The sequence below is a fragment of the Sporolactobacillus mangiferae genome, from assembly GCF_023336505.1.
Lineage (GTDB): Bacteria > Bacillota > Bacilli > Bacillales > Sporolactobacillaceae > Sporolactobacillus > Sporolactobacillus mangiferae.
The window spans coordinates 375410-392530 of record NZ_JAMAST010000001.1 but is presented as its reverse complement, the minus strand read 5'-3'; the positions used below and the strand labels follow the sequence as shown (position 1 = coordinate 392530).

The following is a 17121-nucleotide window of genomic DNA, read 5'->3' as shown; positions in this document are numbered from 1 at the left end:
ACGGCGAATCTGCTTTCCGCCATTTTCGCTTTAAACCATGAGATTACAATCTTTGACTATTCATCAATTTGGCCGTTTCAGAAATAAATCCATTCGCTTGCCGCACACACCGATGATCATGATTTACGGAGAAAATGAATCCGGGAAATCGACGATCATGGCCTTCATTTTAAATCAGTTGTTTGGATTTCCTTCAAAAAAAAATCTTGAAAAATGGAGCGGGACAGCTGGCTCTGATGGACTTGGCGGACTTTTGACGTTCGTTGCGGATAATGGAATCCGCTATCAGATTGAAAGGTCGTTCGGGCGTGAAGAACGGCTGCATGTGATCGGGGAAGCGCGCAAGGCTGAAAGTCTGCATGAATTGCTTAGGGGCATGAATCGTATGCTTTTTGAGCATGTGTTCTGTTTTGATCTGGACGGGCTCCGTGATATTGATAAGATGGATCCGGATGATCTGAACGATCTGCTTCTTGGTGCGGGGATGATCGGCAGCGGTACACTTGGCCATCTTGAACAGACGCTAGAGAAACATTGCGCTGATCTTTTTAAAAAAAGTGGAAAAAATCCAGAGATTAATCAATTGCTCGGCGCGTTGAACAAAAACGCCTCGGAACGGAAAGAATGGGAGCGTAAGCTCGATCAGTATCAGGAGCTTCAAGATGCAATGGAGGCAGGTCGCAAACGTATTGAGGAACTTGAACAGGAAAAGAAAATCGTGCAGCAGAAGTTTCATGAATGGACAGCATACAAAGCCGCGCGGCCATTAATCAGGACTTACCAGTCACTGCAACATGAATTGCGGGCGTTTAAGTCAGATGCTCCATTTCCGCAAAATGGAAAAGAACGTTATGAGGATGTGCAGAAACGCCTTTCATCGTATCGAACGGAATGCGCGGAATTGGATGAGCAGATAAAGCAGCTGGATGAATCTCGGTCAGTCATTCGCGTTGACATGCAATGGAGAACGCATGAAGCGGCGATCCAGCGTCTGGATCGCGAAGCATCCGTCCATCAGCAATACGTGCAGGAAGAACAGCGAATTGAGGAAGAGGAGGCGCGGCTGCAATCTGAGTGCCGGCGCGCAGTCGCCCAGTTGGGCGGAGACTGGACGATTGAGCGCATCCAGCATGTCTCGCCCGAATTATCGATCCGGCGGCAGCTGAAGGAAAAGCTAAGCGAGTGGAAAGGTCTGCTCGAAGATCGCCGCGCATTGGCACGTGATTTGAAGGCTGCACTGAATTGGCATGAACAATTGAACCAGCAGGCAGAGAAGATGAAAGCGGTGGATCCTGGAGAACGGAAACGTTCGGAAAAGAGAAAACGATCCTTCGCATCATTGAGACAGACATTCGCTTTCATCGTCTTAACGATCGTACTTTCTGCGCTTTCGTCCGCCTGGATTGCTCCTCTGGCGGGTATCCCGGTCGCCATCCTGGGGATGGCCGCAATGATCGGTATTTTTTTCTTGATGCAGAAGCGTCCGGAAGCAGATGCCCGCGCGAATACGGCTGCATCGGGTGATATGGAACGGCTTTCCGCGGAGCAAGGGCTTCTGGAACAGCAATTAAATGCTGCCGATATGGAGATTCTTCGTTTAAAAAAAAGACAGGAAACATGTTCACGTTTATGCGAAGAAAAGGAAGCAGCAATTATTAACTGGCTGAATAGTTGCGGATTCATTGTCAGTGATTTGACCGAAGTTGAAGCAAAGGTTCACCTCGTAGATGAAACTCAGGAAAAATGCCGACTGCTTGAGCAGATTGTGATTCGAAAAAGGAAGCTGAAAGAGCGCATCAGGCGTTTTGAAACAGAGACGCGCAGTCTGGCTGCGGAACTGGGTATTTCCGGCGGAGATGCACACTATTTGGCGCAGCGCTGCCATGAAGAAATCGAACGCATCCGCCGCAGAGAAGAAATGGATCATCAGCGGCACATTTATCAAAAACAGAAAGATCGGTACCTGGCACTTATTTCAGCGCTTGAGCATGATCAAACGGGGCTTTTCAGAGCGGCCCAGGTGACTGATGAAGAACAATTCTACGCAGCGGCAGAAAAAAATGAACATCGAATCACGCTAAAAAAACAGTTGGCAACGACAAGGAAGCAACTGCTTGAGTTAACCGGATCTGAAGAACAGATTGCTGCCTATTCCGCATATTTGAATAAACGGCAATGGGAGGAAGAATCAGAACCGGAATTCAGAGATCAGATCGCACAATGTGATGCAGAGCTGAAATCAGTTCGCAATCAACTGGCAGATGATCAGGCAAAGTGTCTGGCACTTGAGAGCAGTCACTCATATCGCGATTTATTGGATGATTACCATGTCCTTTTAGAAGAAGTAAACCGGAAAGCTAAGGAATGGGCGGTTTATCAAACCGCTTTTTGGGCGATTCAGAAGGCGAAAGAGCATTATCGAAAAAAACGGCTGCCACGTGTATTGAGTGAGGCTGCCCGTTATTTGTGCTTAGTGACGGACGGACGTTATACAGATGTTCGCATTGATCGTGATGGTTTTCATGTCGAAGATGCGACGGGACGTGTATTTCGTGCGTTTGAATTGAGCCGTGGTACTGCCGAACAGCTCTATCTGTCTCTTCGTCTTGCGCTGATGCGAGAATTCAGCGGGTATGAGACGATGCCAGTGATTATTGACGACGGATTGGTGAATTTTGACCGTCAGCGCTCGGAACGCGTATACGCGTTGCTTGAAAAAATAGCAGAAGAACGACAAGTCATTATCCTCACCTGCCATGACAGTCCGTATCTACGTGAACATCCTGAATCGGTTTTTCACTTAGATATGGAAGAATCGATGCACAGCTGAATTCGGATTGTGAAATTTTGCCTCTTTTGTCGGTATGGGCGCAGTGCATGTTATAATTTATAATAATAACCTGCAACTCAAGAATCATATAAGGATGATTTCAGAATGAATGAAACACTTTTTAAAATTAATCTTGTTGAAGATGAAGAAAGTCTGTCCTCCATTCTTAAAGCGTATATGGAGAATGAAGGCTGGAGCGTATCTGTCTTTCATACGGCTGAGGAAGCTTTGGATTATCTGCATAATGGTGTCCATTTATGGGTGCTGGATATCATGCTTCCCGGAATGTCAGGGTATGATTTAATAAAGAAAATTAAAGAGAATCATTCCGAACAGCCCGTTATTTTTATTTCAGCCAGAGACCAGGATCTTGATAAAATTCTGGGCCTTGAATTGGGCAGCGACGACTATCTTGCGAAACCGTTTCTGCCGCGTGAACTGGTTATTCGAGTGAAAAAACTGCTGCATCGCGTATATGGTGCGGGCATTCATGAAAATCGGATGGTCATCTCAAAATATCAGCTTGATGTTGTGCGCAGGAAGGTCTTTGATGAAGAAAATCAGCAAATTGAACTCACTACGAAAGAATTCGATGTCCTGCTTTATCTGGTGGAAAATGTGAATGTCGCAAAGTCACGTCAGGATATTCTGCATGAAGTATGGGGCGAGGATTATGTTGGCTCTGATCGTGCGGTCGATGATGTTGTGCGGCGCATTCGAAGAAAAATGAACCGCCTGTCACTGGAAACCGTTTACGGTGCGGGATACAGGATTGTCTCATGAAATGGCATTTTAAAATGACTCTGACCAAACGGATCTGGCTTTCATTCGCATTGCTTGAATGTGTCATTGGTGTCATTATTCTTTTCGTTTATCCTTATTCGATTCAAAGTACATTGAAAGAGAATACTTTCCGAACGATTGAAGTTCAGCAACTGCTTAATTTTCGAATTGGCGGCGGGGGCTATCTTGTCGATAATCCGGAAACCAAGGGAAGCCAGCAAAGTGCGACAGGCAGCGTCTGGACGATGGTGGTCAGCAGCAATCTGCAATTTTTGTATGGTCAGGTCCCGGCAGAGCGCACGGTTTACAGGGAGATGCTGAACAAGGTCAGGCATCAGAAAAGCGGGCTTGCACGTTATGAACTGAAGCAGAATGACTCTACATTATATTTTGTCGCAAGAAAATTCCGCGCATTGGATGGCACAAACGGCTATACGATTTCTTATATGTGGGATGCCTATACCAATGAATTAAAAAACAGTCTCTGGAGCCGGCTGATTTTCACCTTCGTATTGGCAAGCATTCTTAGTCTGTTTCTTGCTTTCTGGCTTGCCCGCTATCTCAAAAGGCCGCTTGATATACTTGGCAGTCGTTTCAAAGAGATTTCACGGTTAAACTGGGAGAAGCCGTTTGAATGGAAAGGTGACGCTGAATACGAACGGCTTTCTGCTCAATTTGAGGAAATGCGGCTGAATCTGATTAAATATGATCAATCTCAAAAAGTATTTCTCCAGCAGGCCTCCCATGAAATGAAGACACCCATTATGATTATACAGAGTTACGCGCAGTCCGTTAAAGACGGTATCTATCCAAAGGGCGGACTTGATGATTCGATGGATATTATTATTCAGGAAACAGAACAAATGGAAAAACGTGTGCGCAAGCTGCTGTACTTCACCCGATTTGATTCGCTCAGTGACAAACAGATGCATTTTTCGCGGCTCCGTTTTGGAGATATCGCGGCTCTCGTTCGCAAACGTTTTATGACTCAGCGTGCAGATATAGAGATTCATATTGACGGCGGTCAGACCGTCATTTATGCCGACAAAGAACAGATTCAGACGGTTATTGAGAATTTGGTTGAGAATGCGCTTCGCTATGCAAAAGAAAACATATGGCTGGAAGCAAACGGAAGCGATGCTTATCGAACCACTATTTGTGTGAAAAATGATGGGCCGCCGATTCCGGAAGATGAGCACAGAGCAATGTTTGAGCCATTCAAAAAAGGCGAAAAAGGTCAATTTGGTCTGGGGCTGGCAATTGTCAAACGAATCATTCATAATCATCATGGAGCAATAGACGTCGTTAATCATGAGAATGCGGTTGAGTTTCGGATGACACTGCCGGCACCACCAAAGGAAAAAGGCAGCAAAAAGTCCGCTGGAGAAGTGAAGGACGAATGATTTCTCGCATGCAAAATCGATGGGTGCATACGGAAAAACAAGGCGGAATGAAAGGAAGGATTCGTGGTGAAAGGAATCGCATTTTATAAAGAAGGCGAGCACGTTCATGAGTACCTGTTGATTAAAAGTGTGACAAAAGGATTGGCCAGTAATGGTAAGCCTTTTCTTACGATCTTTTTGCAGGATAAGACAGGTGACATCGAATCAAAGCTTTGGGGCTGTACCGCAGAAGATGAACAAAATTATGTACCCGGTGCAATCGTCCTTGCGGAAGGTGAAATCACCACATTCAGAGGAAGAAATCAGTTCAAAATCCGGACCATTCGTCCGGCGACGGAACGGGACCCGGTTAATAAAGCAGAGCTGGTCATGTCTGCGCCGCTCACAATCGACCAGCTTAACGAAAAAATAACACAATATTTGTTTGAAATAAAAAACCCGGTCATTCAGCGACTGACACGTGCCCTGCTCAAAAAACATCAACGGGCGTTTTTTGAATACCCCGCAGCTGTGAGTATTCATCATAATTTCCTGTCTGGTCTTGCTTATCACGTGTGCTGTATGCTGGATATGGCAAAAGCAGTTGTTCATCAATATCCGGAAATTAATCAGGACTTACTGTATGCAGGCATTATTATTCATGACATGGGCAAATTGGAGGAACTATCCGGTGTAACGGCAACAAGCTACACCTTGTCCGGGAATCTGCTCGGCCATATTTCGCTTATGGTTGAACATATTGGAAAAATTGCAGACGAACTGGGTATTGGTGATAAAGAAGAGGTGCTTCTGCTGAAGCACATGGTACTGAGCCATCATGAGAATCCGGAATGGGGCAGTCCGAAACCGCCAATGTTCAAAGAAGCAGAGATTTTGCATATGCTTGATGATATGGATGCCAAAATTAACGTCATGACCCGTGCGATTCGCAAGACGCGGCCGGGAGAATTTTCGGAAAGAATTTTTGCGATGAATAATCGAATGCTTTACCGCCCTTCGTTTGACGCAGACGAAGAAGAGACTGAATCACAGCAATGAGGTGAGAAGGGAAAACTCGGTTCAGCCAGGCAGCGGTTGATGTCTGAGCCACAGATGCCTCATGTCCGCCACATCCAATATACTTATAATCATGCATCCAAGGTCTAATTTTCTGATTCTGAGCATAGTTTATAACGCAATCAGAAAATGGGACAGACCAACGGTTAGATTGCGTGGAGGCGAAAGGATGAAACAGGCAAGAAGATCATTGATTGTTGTCGGCGCGCTCTTCGTTCTTTTCATGATGCAACAATTCGGAATGCTTGAATCTATACTGAATAATCTGGAGCGCGTTGCATGGTGGGTTTACTTAGTTGTTGCGGGCATTATTTTCAGCGGTTATCAGGCTTTTAATCTTTCCAAACAGGAAAGAGAAGTGGATGATGAGTGGATTGAGCAGCAGGGAAATGTGTACATGAAGCGAATAAATGCGGAAAAAAAGCGCCGTCAAGATTTAAAGAATCCGAAAACCATGCAGTGATCATGGCTTTCGGATTCTTTCTTTCAATTAAGAAATATTCATGACCTGCTTGAAGGATATGGGACATCACTTGAATGAAAATACCATGGAATAAAGGATACAGCTCGTATTTACGTACACTAGGATTTTCCACCATACAAAATACACATACCAAACCAAAAGGCGCCTGCACGACCGGGGCTGTTGATGCGTGTCAGCAAGGGCCCCGCGGATTTCCAACCTGTCTGAGGAGACTTGCGGTACGTCTGCGGCAAACGGGCAGCTGGACTGTCTGTCAGGTACAAGATCAACAGCAAAGTGAAACAGTACCTGTGATTAATTCTTCATACGTTTATATAGATAAAACACCGGTCAGGGAGATATGGATCTGCCAGGCCGGTGTTCATGATTTCAATTTTTATTGTTGTGTTGTTGATGTGGTCGACGTTGTGGATGTTGAATTAAAGAGATCTTTAAAAGATTTATCTTTAACCTGAACATCTGCGTCCTTAATCAATTTCTTGATGACTTCGTCCTGTGATTTTTCCTTGCTGGCGAGATAAGCTTCTTTTACTGAAGACTTGAGATCCTCATATGAATCTTTTTTGCCTTCAAGTTTGATGATATGGTAACCGCCATCTGTGCTGGAATAAACAAGCGGGCTGAGCTGGCCGACTTTCAGTTTCATGGCTGCATTGCTGAATTCAGAAACCATTGTCGATTGCTTGAACCATCCGAGCTCCCCGCCTTTGTCCTTCGATCCTGTGTCGGTTGAATATTTTTTGGCAAGCTTCGCAAAATCTGCGCCGCCTTTCAATTGTTTCAAAACAGATTCAGCGGTTGATTTTTTCTTAATGAGAATATGGCTTGCCTTAAGTTCGGTTAATTGGACCTTATTCTTATTGTAGTAATCTTTGAGCGCTTTCTCAGTGACCTTTATGCCTGTCTGCTGCGCTTTTGTCATCATTAGGGAATCTTTGATCTGGCGTCTGAACTGAGATTCAGTCAGATTGTTCTGAGCGAGCGCCTGCTTAAACTGATCTTCCGAAGAGAAGGTTTTGCGCACTTCATTATATTTGGCGTCGACAGCTTTCTGTGAAACATTGTATTTCTTCTCCAGCAGTTTTTCGTATACAAGATTCTGCAGAACCGATTCCCCGTTTGTTTTTTTCAATTCATTGTAAAAATCTTCCTTCGTAATATTGCCGCTTTTTGTTTTAACAACAACGGCATCATCTCCGCCATTTCCGCAGGCAGCAAGGCTTGCGAGCACGATTGTGGCGGCTAGAATCATTATTATTTTCTTCACTACGTCCACTCCTATATTTTTAAATGTTCCACATTACAACAGTATTTCGTTGTTGCGCGCGGTTATCCGTCGCAAGCAGCATGATTTTTTAGGTTGTAAAGCGCGTTACCTGCAACACAGTTCATTCTAACTGAAACAGGTCCGGATTGTCGAGTTATTGCAGGAACTTCTTGTCTGATTACCGCGGTGTTTGTGAAATTGTTTCTCGCATGATTCATAAAATGCGCTATAATAAAAAACTGCGGGTCCTTTATGATTCACATTCAATTGAAAAAAAGTATTCATTTGTCAAAATAGATTAGAAAACTTAGCTTCGTCAAGCCTTTGACACGGGCGAAGCTTTAGTTGCACTTATACTATTTTCCTTAAATTTTATATACTTTCTTATAGTATTAGAAAACTTGGCTTTGCCAAGCCTTTGACACGGGCGAAGCCTTAGTTGCACTTATACTATTTTCCTTAAATTTTATATACTTTCTTATAGTATTAGAAAACTTAGCTTCGTCAAGCCTTTGACACGGGCGAAGCCGCCGTCGCACTGCGAGCCTCCTCAGGCAAGCTGGAATCTGCGGGGTCTCTATGGCACGCATCAACTGGGACAATCCCGCAGGCGTCTCACCTTTCGTATCTGGCTTGCACATTGACGCTTAGCTAAAATAAAATCCTATACTTTTTTATCATATCGTATAAGAAGGCCTGATGTTATCAGCTCCCCTGGCGATGGAGGACTCATCATCGCACTCATCATTAAAACGATATATTTTCTAAGTAGTAGAATAAAAAGAGAGGAACGTTTACATGAATGGTTCCAGACAAACAAGAAAAAAGAAAAACTTTTGGAAATACGCCTTCCTGATCCTGATTTCAATTGAACTTCTGGCACTTCTGGTTTTTTTTGCTTTTCTTACAAACGGATTTTCCTCCCCGGACTCACCGACACCGCACGTCAATCGAACCAAAGGACAGGCGATTTTTTCGGTGCAGGCAAATAAGCAGCAACTCGAGAACATGATTAATGATCAGATTGATTCGGGCAATAATAAACGGCTGTCTTATCACGTAAACATTGGTGATCAGCTTGTTTTGAACGGTAAATACAAACTTTTGTTTACCGCAATTCCGTTTTCCCTCACCTTTACACCAAAAGTATCCGATGGGGATCTTGTATTGAAAGAAACCGACGTTAAGCTGGGAAGTATACCGCTTCCGGACAAGCAGGTGCTGAGCTTTCTGAAGATGGGTTCGAAATTTCCAAAATGGGTTGTGATCCAGCCGGAGCAGCGTCAGGTTTACATCCATTTGACTGATGTTGAAGTACAGAAGGGACTTTATCTGCGTGCACAAACGGTTAATCTGCCAAATAATGAAGTGTCATTCAGTGTGCATCAAGTGCGTAAATAAAAGTTCATTCAATTGTTGGTAACGCTTGCATCAACTGACTCCCCAAGTGTTAAAATAAAAAAGGTAACATAATTGGTGCATACTATGGGAGACGGGAGGGACCAGTATTGAAGACTTTTATGCAAAAGCTGGAAAGGTATGCTGAATTGGCTGTTCATGTAGGAGCCAACGTTCAGAAGGGACAGGAAGTGCTGGTCAAAGCACCGATCGAAGCAGGTGAATTGGTACGTCTCGTTACTGAGAAGGCTTATCAGGCCGGCGCAAAGCGTGTCTATTTTAATTGGACTGACGATCAGTTGGCACATCTGAAACTAAAATATGCGGATGAAACGGTGATTGCTGACTATCCGATATGGCAGGCGGAAAAATTGACGGACCTTGTCAAACGCGGTGCTGCGTGTATTGATATCAAAACAGCTGGCATTGGTGTGATGGACGGAATTGATCCGAAGAAATCGGCGCTCGATCAGGAAGCGATGTGGCGGGCTCTGAAAACTTATTTTGATTACCGGATGTCTGATCGCGTGAGCTGGACCATTTTGATTTATCCAACTGTTGAGTGGGCAAAAAAACTGTTCCCGGGAAAGATCAGGGAGCTTGCGCTGGCTGATTTATGGGAAGTTATTTTTAAAATGACACGTGCTGATCGTGATGATCCGGTTCAGGCATGGAAGGATCACACAAAGAGGCTGTCGGAAAAGAAAGCATATTTGAACAGGAAGAAGTTCAGAAAACTGCATTATAAAGGACCGGGAACGGATCTTACAATTGGGCTCGACCCGGCTCATCATTGGGATGGCGGAGCAGCGGTGAACAGCGCGGGTACAACCTTTATCCCGAATATCCCGACTGAAGAGGTGTATACGCTGCCAGCAAAAACAGAGGTGAACGGCACAGTAATGGCGACACGTCCGCTTGTCTACGGTGGCAAGCTGATTGAGAAACTTTCGCTGACATTTGAACGCGGGCGGATAATCAGCCTCAATGCGAGGGAAGGCGAAGAACTGATCAATCATTTGATCGATACAGACGAAGGTGCACGCTTCCTTGGTGAAGTGGCACTCGTTCCTAATCTTTCCCCCATCTCAAAGTCCGGTCTGGTTTTCTATACGACACTTTATGACGAAAACGCGTCCTGCCATTTAGCCATTGGCAAAGCTTACCCTACCTGCCTTGATGGAGGGACCGAAATGTCTGCTGCAGAATTGGAGCAGCATGGCGCCAATGACAGCTTGATCCATGTGGACTTTATGATTGGTTCTGACCAGCTGGATATAGAGGCTCAGAATGAGCGCGGCGAATGGGAGCCGGTTTTCCAGAACGGGGCCTGGGCGTTTTAAAGAAACGCAAATGGCTCGGCCACCGTGTTTTCTTTCAAAAAGTATAAAAAAAGATCCCGCACGTCCAAATGCGGGATCTTCTGATTACAATGATGGCGGGGTCTCTTCTTCGCCCTGTTTTTTCTCAGGAGAATGTTCCGTCAGTTTATTGGCCAGTTTGTCTTTTGCCGCTTCCAGCTGAACCACATTGTTTTTGATTTTTGTTAAATAAGGCTGAACATCCTCTTTCCAATCCTGCAAAAGATTACCGATGTCTGTGATCGCCGATCTGAGGACAGGAACACTCTCATCTTTAAGTGCGATGACACGGTCTTTGACCTGATTTAAGTTGTTTGCAGCCTCTTTCAGCGGCTGTTGGATGGAGACTGCCTTTTCTTTCAAGTCATTTCTAATCTCTTCACCTTTTTTTGGTGTTGTCAGAAGCACAACGGTACCGCCGACGATCCCGCCGACAATCGCGCCGAATGTGTACGATAAAAATTTGCCCACTTCATTCACCTCCCGGGAAATTGTGAAATCATCATTAATTCTATTATACCCCAGATGCTCCCGGTTATCACTTGAAAGCGGGGAACAAAGAAGAAGGAAAAAAGAGACTTAAAAAGAAAGAATACGTGTAACCATCGTCAGGAGGCAGTTTATAAAAACAGTAAAGGTGTCCCATCATCAAAAAGACTTCTGAGACACCTTCAAATCATTATTTTTGCTTCATTTATTTATTCTGGTTTACCTTAATGAAGTGGTCGGATGCGCTGCAGGATGCAGAAATCCGCTTCGCTCGCCGATTTTAACAACGATGGGATAAAGAATGGCAAACAGAACCAGATTCACCAGGGCCGTCGGAAGCACCATGCCAACAAACATGGCACCAAATGCTGAGGCCGGGAGACCGGCAATAAAAATCGCGGCGAGAAGGAAAACCGTTCCGCTGAGCACCGTTCCGATACCTGCGAGGACAGTGCAGAACATGTATTTTACTTTTGACTGACCAGAGCCTGTATTTGATCGGAGCAGGGAAGCAAGTAAGTAAAAAACAAAGAAAACAATCGTTGATGTGATTAGTTTATCGATAACATTTGGAAAGAATCCGCCCGGAAGCGAGGTGGTCAGACCGGCAAGGATACCGTCAACCAGACCAATCACAAGAAACGTTTTCCGGTCGGCAAAGAGAAAAAGTGCCAGGAAAAGCATTACAAGGCTTAAATCAGATTTCATTCCGAAAATCAGCCCCGGAAATACTGCATGAAGTACCGTTCCGATGGCAAGCAACAAGGCGACAACAATTAAATTTTTGAGTTTCATACTGATCTCTCCTCAACTAATCTGGTGTATCCTCCAGCAGTGCCCCAGCGGCCTGCTGCAAGGTGTATTCATACTATACACGTGTTAAAAAGAAAATTCAATTCAAATGCTGAAATTTTCACATTATAGAATGCCGGAAAATCCGGAGAGATTTTCCGCAAAACCGCAGGATTTTCGTTCATAACGTGTCCCGCCGGTCTTTTTATTCTTTCGAGCACATTTCAATGAATTTCTTTGGCAATGGCCTCAGCGATCTCCGCGCGTGCTTCATTTGAATACTCATCCATGTGTGACTGAAAACTGAAAGAGAATGTGTCATCTTTTCCGTAACGCGGGATGAGGTGCAGATGGTAATGGAATACACTCTGGCCGGCAAGCTCACTGTTGTTATTTAATAAATTCATACCGACCGGATGAAAGGCATTCTGAATTGCTTTAGCAATGAGCGGCACTTTACTGAATAACTTTTCAGCGATCTTCGGATCCAGATGAAAAATGTCCTTCTGATGCACTTTTGGAATAATCAGCGTATGCCCCTTGGTTACCTGGCTGAGATCGAGAAAAGCGAATACATCGTTATCCTCGTACACTTTGGCGCTTGGAATTTCTCCATTAATGATTTTGCAGAAAATGCAGTCTGATGCCTCACTCATGAAAATCATCCTTGTCTATGTTTTTTTTAATTTTAGCACACTCTGAAAGGATTTTATCAAGGAATTAGGAAACGCCATGATGAATATAAAATCAGATATAGCATTCCGGGCATTATTTACGTTACAATAATTGTAATTAGATTGAGAAACGGAGAATTCTTATGGCTTATTTATTCAGTCTTCTGGCATTGACTTTAAATCCATTTGTATGGAAAAAGAAAGGGAGGAACAAGGCGTTTCTGTCCTTTCAGGCGGTTCGGATGATTGCCGGCCTGATCATTTTATTCATCCTTTTCTACTTTGGTCTGATTGATCATACGTGGCAGGCATTCCTGAGCTATGGATCGCTTATTTGGGGGCTGTTTCTGATTTCTGATCTTGTTTACGCCAAAGAGCGCCTGATTGCAGTCAATGTCCTTGCCGGACTTCTGATGCTTTTGTTTTTCTGCTTCCTGCACTTTATTTATCCGCTTACGGTGACTAAGGCGAAATACGAATTTGCTGCGGCGAAAACGACCGTGGTAAACCGTGCGGCGGAATCGATGAATGAGCAGCATATCCCGGTTGTTCCGGAAAAGTATGCCCGCTATAAAAGTGAAAAAGTGCTCGGTGAGCTGGCACATGTTTCTTATTATGAATTGGGTCATACTTCGCTGCAGAAAATCGACGGACATCTCTACTGGGTGACACCGATTGAGTACAGCGGCTTTTTCAAATGGATAAAAAGTCATCGTGTTCCCGGATATATTCGAATGAGTGCGGAGGATGAAAATGCGAATGCCTCATTGATAAAAAAAGAGATGAAATACGTGCCGTCCGCCTATTTTTCAGAGAATCTGAAACGGCTCGTGCGCAGCAAGTATGCAAAACCTGTTTTATTTCGTCCGAGTTTTGAACCGGACGAGGCGGGGAACCCTTATTATGTGGTCGCCTACGGCTATTATCAGAAGCTCAGGCAAATTCCGGATATTAAAGGCGTGTTTGTCGTTGATCCGCGATCTGGGCATGTGCGTCACTATACAATTGACAAGTTGCCTGCCTTCATTGATCAGGCCATTCCTTCAAATGTCGCTGAGCAGTGGAATGATTGGTATGGTGAGAATGTGCACGGTTTCTGGAATAAACTGTTTGCGCAGGAAGACATCAAACGGCCGACTGAGTGGTCGCATTCCGATGAAGTGAATGGTGTTTTCGATCATGCACTTGAGCTAAACTGGTTTACTGATTTCACACGGCCAAAATCCGGAAGCGGTGCGATGGTCGGCTATTCAATGCTGAACACGCGAACCGGGAAAATCACTTACTATTCGAGCGCGAACGGCCTGCTTAACGGGAAATCCGCCATGAATGTCGCGGAGAAAACATTTAAACAGAATAAATATGAGGCGGGTATTCCAAACCTCTATACAATTTATGGCCAGGAAACATGGGTGGTTCCCCTGATGGACAGCAATGATGTGCTGCGTGAACTGATGCTGATTCATGCGAAAAATGAGAATGTTTACAGTGCGGAAACCGATAAGCGCAGCCTTTTCGATAACTATAAATATGCGGTGGCAACCAAACTGGGCGGAGACAGTGCCTCACCGACAAACAAGGCCCTGTTAAAGAAACTGAGCGGCGAAGTAACTCAAGTTTATAAATATCAGGATAACGATTCGCGCCAGACAGTAGTTCAGTTTATGATTAACGGCAGTGACAAGATTTTCACAGTGAATTCAGGTCAAAATCCGTATAGTGTCTTTTTAAAGGCCGGGGATAAAGTGTCTGTGGATTATATTGATACGGATGAAATCGTTTCGGCAGTGAAAACGTTCACGACTCAAGGCAAAAAATGAAAGAAGCTGTAATGATGAATCCAGTTTTAACTGTAAACCAATTAAGTGGCGGCTATTCACGGCAGCGTCCCGTACTCCGTGACGTATCGTTTGAGATGGACACGGGTGAACTGGTCGGTCTTGTCGGTCTGAATGGTGCCGGAAAAAGTACGACTATAAAGCATATTCTCGGACTCTTACAGCCTTTTTCCGGCGAGATACGTGTAGGCGGGAAAACCCTTCAAGAGGATATGAGTGCGTACAGACGAAGCATCGCTTATGTTCCGGAGATGCCTGAACTTTATGAACAGCTCACACTAGAAGAACATTTACAGATGACGGCGATGGCCTATCATTTAGATAAAAAAACATATGAGGAACGAAGTGAGAAGCTGCTTCATCTTTTTAATATGGAGAAGAAAAAGCACTGGTTCCCGATACATTTTTCAAAAGGAATGCGCCAGAAAGTGATGATCATGTGCGCCTTCCTTGTTCGCCCTGCTCTGTATATTGTGGACGAGCCATTTGTCGGATTAGATCCGATCGGCATTCAGTCGCTGCTTGACTTAATGAGCGAGATGAAACAATCCGGTTCTTCGATTTTGATGTCTACACATATCCTGACAACTGCAGAGCAGTACTGCGACCGCTTTATTATTCTGCATGAGGGACAAATCGCCATTCAGGGAACACTTGATCAGATCAAAAAGCGATTTGGCAATACGCAGGCAAGCCTTCATGATATTTACCTGGCTGTTGCGAGAGGTGAAACTGAATGGCTGAATTAAGCAGACTCTGGTCAAAGCGTTGCAGAGAAAACATGCAAATGCAGCTTCGCTATTGGAATTTAATCGGAAGAAACAGCGGTCTGATGTTCTTTATCTATGCGATGATTCTGATTGGCGGATTTTATTACAAAAAATGGCTCGACAGCCTGCCAGGCGATTTTCCGGCCATACTCATCGTCAGTCTGCTTGTTGCCGCTGTTTGTGTTCATGCGCCCATTCGTACCTTTATTCAGCGCGCGGATCTTGTTTTTCTTCTGCCGGTTGAAGAAGAAATGGGTGACTATTTTCGCAAAAGCAGAGTGTACAGCTTTGGCATTCAAAGTGTCTGGCTGATCGGAATCTGGGTAATCAGCGCGCCGCTCTATTTCCACTATGAACGGTACAGTATTGGCGCTTTTTTCATCAATACTGTCGTGCTGTTTGCTGTGAAAGCCTGGATGATTGACTGCAGCTGGCAGGAACAACTGATCAGGGAAACTCTCCCGTTTCGCTTTCTGCGCAGTGCCCTTTCTTTTTGTCTGATTTATTTTGTGCTGAGCAGGCAGCCGGTATATGTTGTACTGACCTGCGCGGCCGTGATGTTCCTTGTTTCAGCGTTTCTTTATCACAGACAGACGCGCGGCTCGCGGCTCCATTGGCCGCGACTGCTTGACAGTGAAATGCGTCAGAGTCTGACTTTTCTCAGGTTTGCCAACTTGTTTACGGATGTCCCGCGTCTGCAGCGGAACGTACGTCCGCGCTTCATATTCAGCCGCTTATTTCCTATTCGCCATTTTAATGAACGGGAAGTATTTCTGCAAATCTTTGTCAAAACATTTCTTCGCGCAGATGACTATCTGGGTATGTACGTCCGGCTGACTTTTATTGGTATGCTGCTTGGTTACTTGCTCAATCTGGGTGCTTTTTCCGTATTTCTTGTTATCTCAATTGTTTATGTTACCGGGCTGCAGCTGCTTCCGATCTGGCATTATCCTTTTCCCCAGGCGCTTGCCGGCTTATATCCGATTGAAGAAATGCTGAAGCGTCAGCCCTTTGTCAGAATGGTGGCGGGACTGCTGATCATGCAGAGCGTGATCCTGAGCGCCGTTGCAGGAATCGGCGCTCGTTCGTTTGCTGATTTTCTGTTCTTTTTAGCGGGCGGGCTGGCCGTCAGTTTGCTTTTTTCACTCGCCTATGCGAAAAAATGGCTGCAGCAAAATGCATAAAAAAGTCCGAAGTGGCTTCATTGCGGCATACTTCGGATTTTCTTACAAGAAATACAGCTACGGATTCATTTTAATTTGAGACCAGACAGGTCTTTCGCATATTCTTTGATCAGGCGAAAACCGGGTCATTCAGCGTTTTCGTCAATTTTTCAAGATGACTTTGTTCATCGGCAATCATGTCTTCAAGTTTTACCACCAGTTCAATCATGCCGAGTTCCTGAGCCTGGCTGCGGCGTTCACGATAGTTTTCCAGTGTACTTGCTTCTGCCTGGCGCGCGCCTTCAAGCATTGCCTTAGCATCATTCACTTTCGTAACAGGTGCGGGGACTGTGGTGGGTTCGCCGCCAAGATTGGCAATTTTTTCCGAAAGATAGGCAGCGTGGCCGAGTTCATCGGGAATTTCTTCTTCAAAGAATGGTTTGAGAATCTGATAATTCAGTCCGGAAACCGTTGTTGCATAATAGTTGTACTGAATAACCGCTGAGTATTCACCTGCAAGATCTTTGTTTAATCCGTCAATTAATGCTTGGACTTTCTTGTCCATGTCCTTCACCCCTTCGCAGATCTATAATCAAAATACCCTCACACCATTCATAATAAACCTAATTGGATAAAATCATGGTCATCAGGTATTGTTTTCACAATTTTTTCACATTTTATGGGTTTCTGATCCGTCATGGGACGGAGAAAAAAACCGCTTGAGGTCTATGGAAATGTTTTGGCACACTCTGTATAGTAGAGCTATAAGCTTGGCCAGGACGCCTAAGTCACTGGGCTTTTGCATCGATAAGA

General features: G+C 44.7%; 15 protein-coding genes. 10 read left to right on the top strand and 5 right to left on the bottom strand.

Annotated elements, in window-relative coordinates:
- The first annotated feature begins 37 nt into the window (after positions 1-37).
- The 5 genes from M3N64_RS01895 (at position 38) to M3N64_RS01875 (ending at position 6535) form a co-directional block, all read left to right on the top strand.
- Positions 38-2830, top strand: a complete 2793-nt coding sequence (locus M3N64_RS01895) for an ATP-binding protein (RefSeq protein WP_283163257.1) — start codon at positions 38-40, stop codon at positions 2828-2830.
- 105 nt (positions 2831-2935) lie between these two features.
- Entirely contained in the window at positions 2936-3613 is a 678-nt protein-coding gene (locus M3N64_RS01890) for a response regulator transcription factor (RefSeq protein ID WP_249096486.1), read from the top strand.
- Entirely contained in the window at positions 3610-5016 is a 1407-nt protein-coding gene (locus tag M3N64_RS01885; RefSeq protein WP_249096481.1) for a sensor histidine kinase, read from the top strand. The genes M3N64_RS01890 and M3N64_RS01885 overlap by 4 nt, the downstream gene beginning before the upstream one ends.
- A 63-nt stretch (positions 5017-5079) precedes the next feature.
- Positions 5080-6054, top strand: a complete 975-nt coding sequence (yhaM, locus tag M3N64_RS01880) for a 3'-5' exoribonuclease YhaM (protein WP_249096478.1) — start codon at positions 5080-5082, stop codon at positions 6052-6054.
- Positions 6055-6241: 187 nt separating this feature from the next.
- Positions 6242-6535 (top strand): sporulation YhaL family protein, encoded by a 294-nt coding sequence (locus M3N64_RS01875; protein WP_438270981.1) that lies wholly within the window; start codon positions 6242-6244, stop codon positions 6533-6535.
- A gap of 397 nt (positions 6536-6932) precedes the next feature.
- Here M3N64_RS01875 and M3N64_RS01870 read toward each other — a convergent pair whose 3' ends face one another.
- Positions 6933-7823, bottom strand: coding sequence for a peptidylprolyl isomerase (locus M3N64_RS01870; protein WP_249096476.1), 891 nt, complete (start codon positions 7821-7823; stop codon positions 6933-6935).
- 798 nt (positions 7824-8621) lie between these two features.
- On the opposite strand from M3N64_RS01870, the gene M3N64_RS01865 reads away from it, so the two are divergent.
- Positions 8622-9224, top strand: a complete 603-nt coding sequence (locus tag M3N64_RS01865; protein WP_249096474.1) for a YpmS family protein — start codon at positions 8622-8624, stop codon at positions 9222-9224.
- A 107-nt stretch (positions 9225-9331) separates the two neighbouring features.
- Positions 9332-10564 (top strand): aminopeptidase, encoded by a 1233-nt coding sequence (locus tag M3N64_RS01860; RefSeq protein ID WP_249096473.1) that lies wholly within the window; start codon positions 9332-9334, stop codon positions 10562-10564.
- Positions 10565-10648: 84 nt separating this feature from the next.
- On the opposite strand, the gene M3N64_RS01855 is transcribed toward M3N64_RS01860, so the two are convergent.
- From M3N64_RS01855 to M3N64_RS01845, 3 genes are all read right to left on the bottom strand, one after another.
- Positions 10649-11053, bottom strand: a complete 405-nt coding sequence (locus M3N64_RS01855; protein WP_249096472.1) for a YtxH domain-containing protein — start codon at positions 11051-11053, stop codon at positions 10649-10651.
- Between the two features lie 237 nt (positions 11054-11290).
- Positions 11291-11866: a tryptophan transporter gene (locus M3N64_RS01850; protein WP_249096471.1), complete on the bottom strand. Its 576-nt coding sequence runs from the start codon at positions 11864-11866 to the stop codon at positions 11291-11293.
- A 221-nt stretch (positions 11867-12087) separates the two neighbouring features.
- Positions 12088-12519, bottom strand: a complete 432-nt coding sequence (locus tag M3N64_RS01845) for an HIT family protein (RefSeq protein ID WP_249096470.1) — start codon at positions 12517-12519, stop codon at positions 12088-12090.
- Positions 12520-12680: 161 nt separating this feature from the next.
- On the opposite strand from M3N64_RS01845, the gene M3N64_RS01840 reads away from it, so the two are divergent.
- The 3 genes from M3N64_RS01840 to M3N64_RS01830 are packed head-to-tail and all read left to right on the top strand — an operon-like array spanning position 12681 to position 16329.
- Positions 12681-14357: a hypothetical protein gene (locus M3N64_RS01840; RefSeq protein WP_249096465.1), complete on the top strand. Its 1677-nt coding sequence runs from the start codon at positions 12681-12683 to the stop codon at positions 14355-14357.
- 14 nt (positions 14358-14371) lie between these two features.
- Positions 14372-15124 carry an ABC transporter ATP-binding protein gene (locus M3N64_RS01835; RefSeq protein WP_249096464.1) on the top strand — a complete coding sequence of 251 codons (753 nt, stop codon included), beginning with the start codon at positions 14372-14374 and terminating at the stop codon, positions 15122-15124.
- On the top strand, positions 15112-16329 hold the full coding sequence (locus M3N64_RS01830; RefSeq protein ID WP_249096462.1) for an ABC transporter permease: 1218 nt from the start codon (positions 15112-15114) through the stop codon (positions 16327-16329). Before M3N64_RS01835 ends, M3N64_RS01830 begins: the two co-directional genes overlap by 13 nt.
- Positions 16330-16438: 109 nt before the next feature.
- Here M3N64_RS01830 and M3N64_RS01825 read toward each other — a convergent pair whose 3' ends face one another.
- Complete coding sequence (locus M3N64_RS01825) at positions 16439-16873, bottom strand: ferritin-like domain-containing protein (RefSeq protein ID WP_249096460.1); 435 nt, start codon at positions 16871-16873, stop codon at positions 16439-16441.
- Between the last annotated feature and the right edge of the window lie 248 nt (positions 16874-17121).

What these genes read in the sequence shown, in the direction of transcription:
- M3N64_RS01895 (WP_283163257.1), top strand. Translation starts at nt 38, where the DNA reads ATGAGATTACAATCTTTGACTATTCATCAATTTGGCCGTTTCAGAAAT.
- M3N64_RS01890 (WP_249096486.1), top strand. Translation starts at nt 2,936, where the DNA reads ATGAATGAAACACTTTTTAAAATTAATCTTGTTGAAGATGAAGAAAGT.
- M3N64_RS01885 (WP_249096481.1), top strand. Translation starts at nt 3,610, where the DNA reads ATGAAATGGCATTTTAAAATGACTCTGACCAAACGGATCTGGCTTTCA.
- M3N64_RS01875 (WP_438270981.1), top strand. Translation starts at nt 6,242, where the DNA reads ATGAAACAGGCAAGAAGATCATTGATTGTTGTCGGCGCGCTCTTCGTT.
- M3N64_RS01865 (WP_249096474.1), top strand. Translation starts at nt 8,622, where the DNA reads ATGAATGGTTCCAGACAAACAAGAAAAAAGAAAAACTTTTGGAAATAC.
- M3N64_RS01850 (WP_249096471.1), bottom strand. Translation starts at nt 11,866, where the DNA reads ATGAAACTCAAAAATTTAATTGTTGTCGCCTTGTTGCTTGCCATCGGA.
- M3N64_RS01845 (WP_249096470.1), bottom strand. Translation starts at nt 12,519, where the DNA reads ATGAGTGAGGCATCAGACTGCATTTTCTGCAAAATCATTAATGGAGAA.
- M3N64_RS01840 (WP_249096465.1), top strand. Translation starts at nt 12,681, where the DNA reads ATGGCTTATTTATTCAGTCTTCTGGCATTGACTTTAAATCCATTTGTA.
- M3N64_RS01835 (WP_249096464.1), top strand. Translation starts at nt 14,372, where the DNA reads ATGAATCCAGTTTTAACTGTAAACCAATTAAGTGGCGGCTATTCACGG.
- M3N64_RS01830 (WP_249096462.1), top strand. Translation starts at nt 15,112, where the DNA reads ATGGCTGAATTAAGCAGACTCTGGTCAAAGCGTTGCAGAGAAAACATG.
- M3N64_RS01825 (WP_249096460.1), bottom strand. Translation starts at nt 16,873, where the DNA reads ATGGACAAGAAAGTCCAAGCATTAATTGACGGATTAAACAAAGATCTT.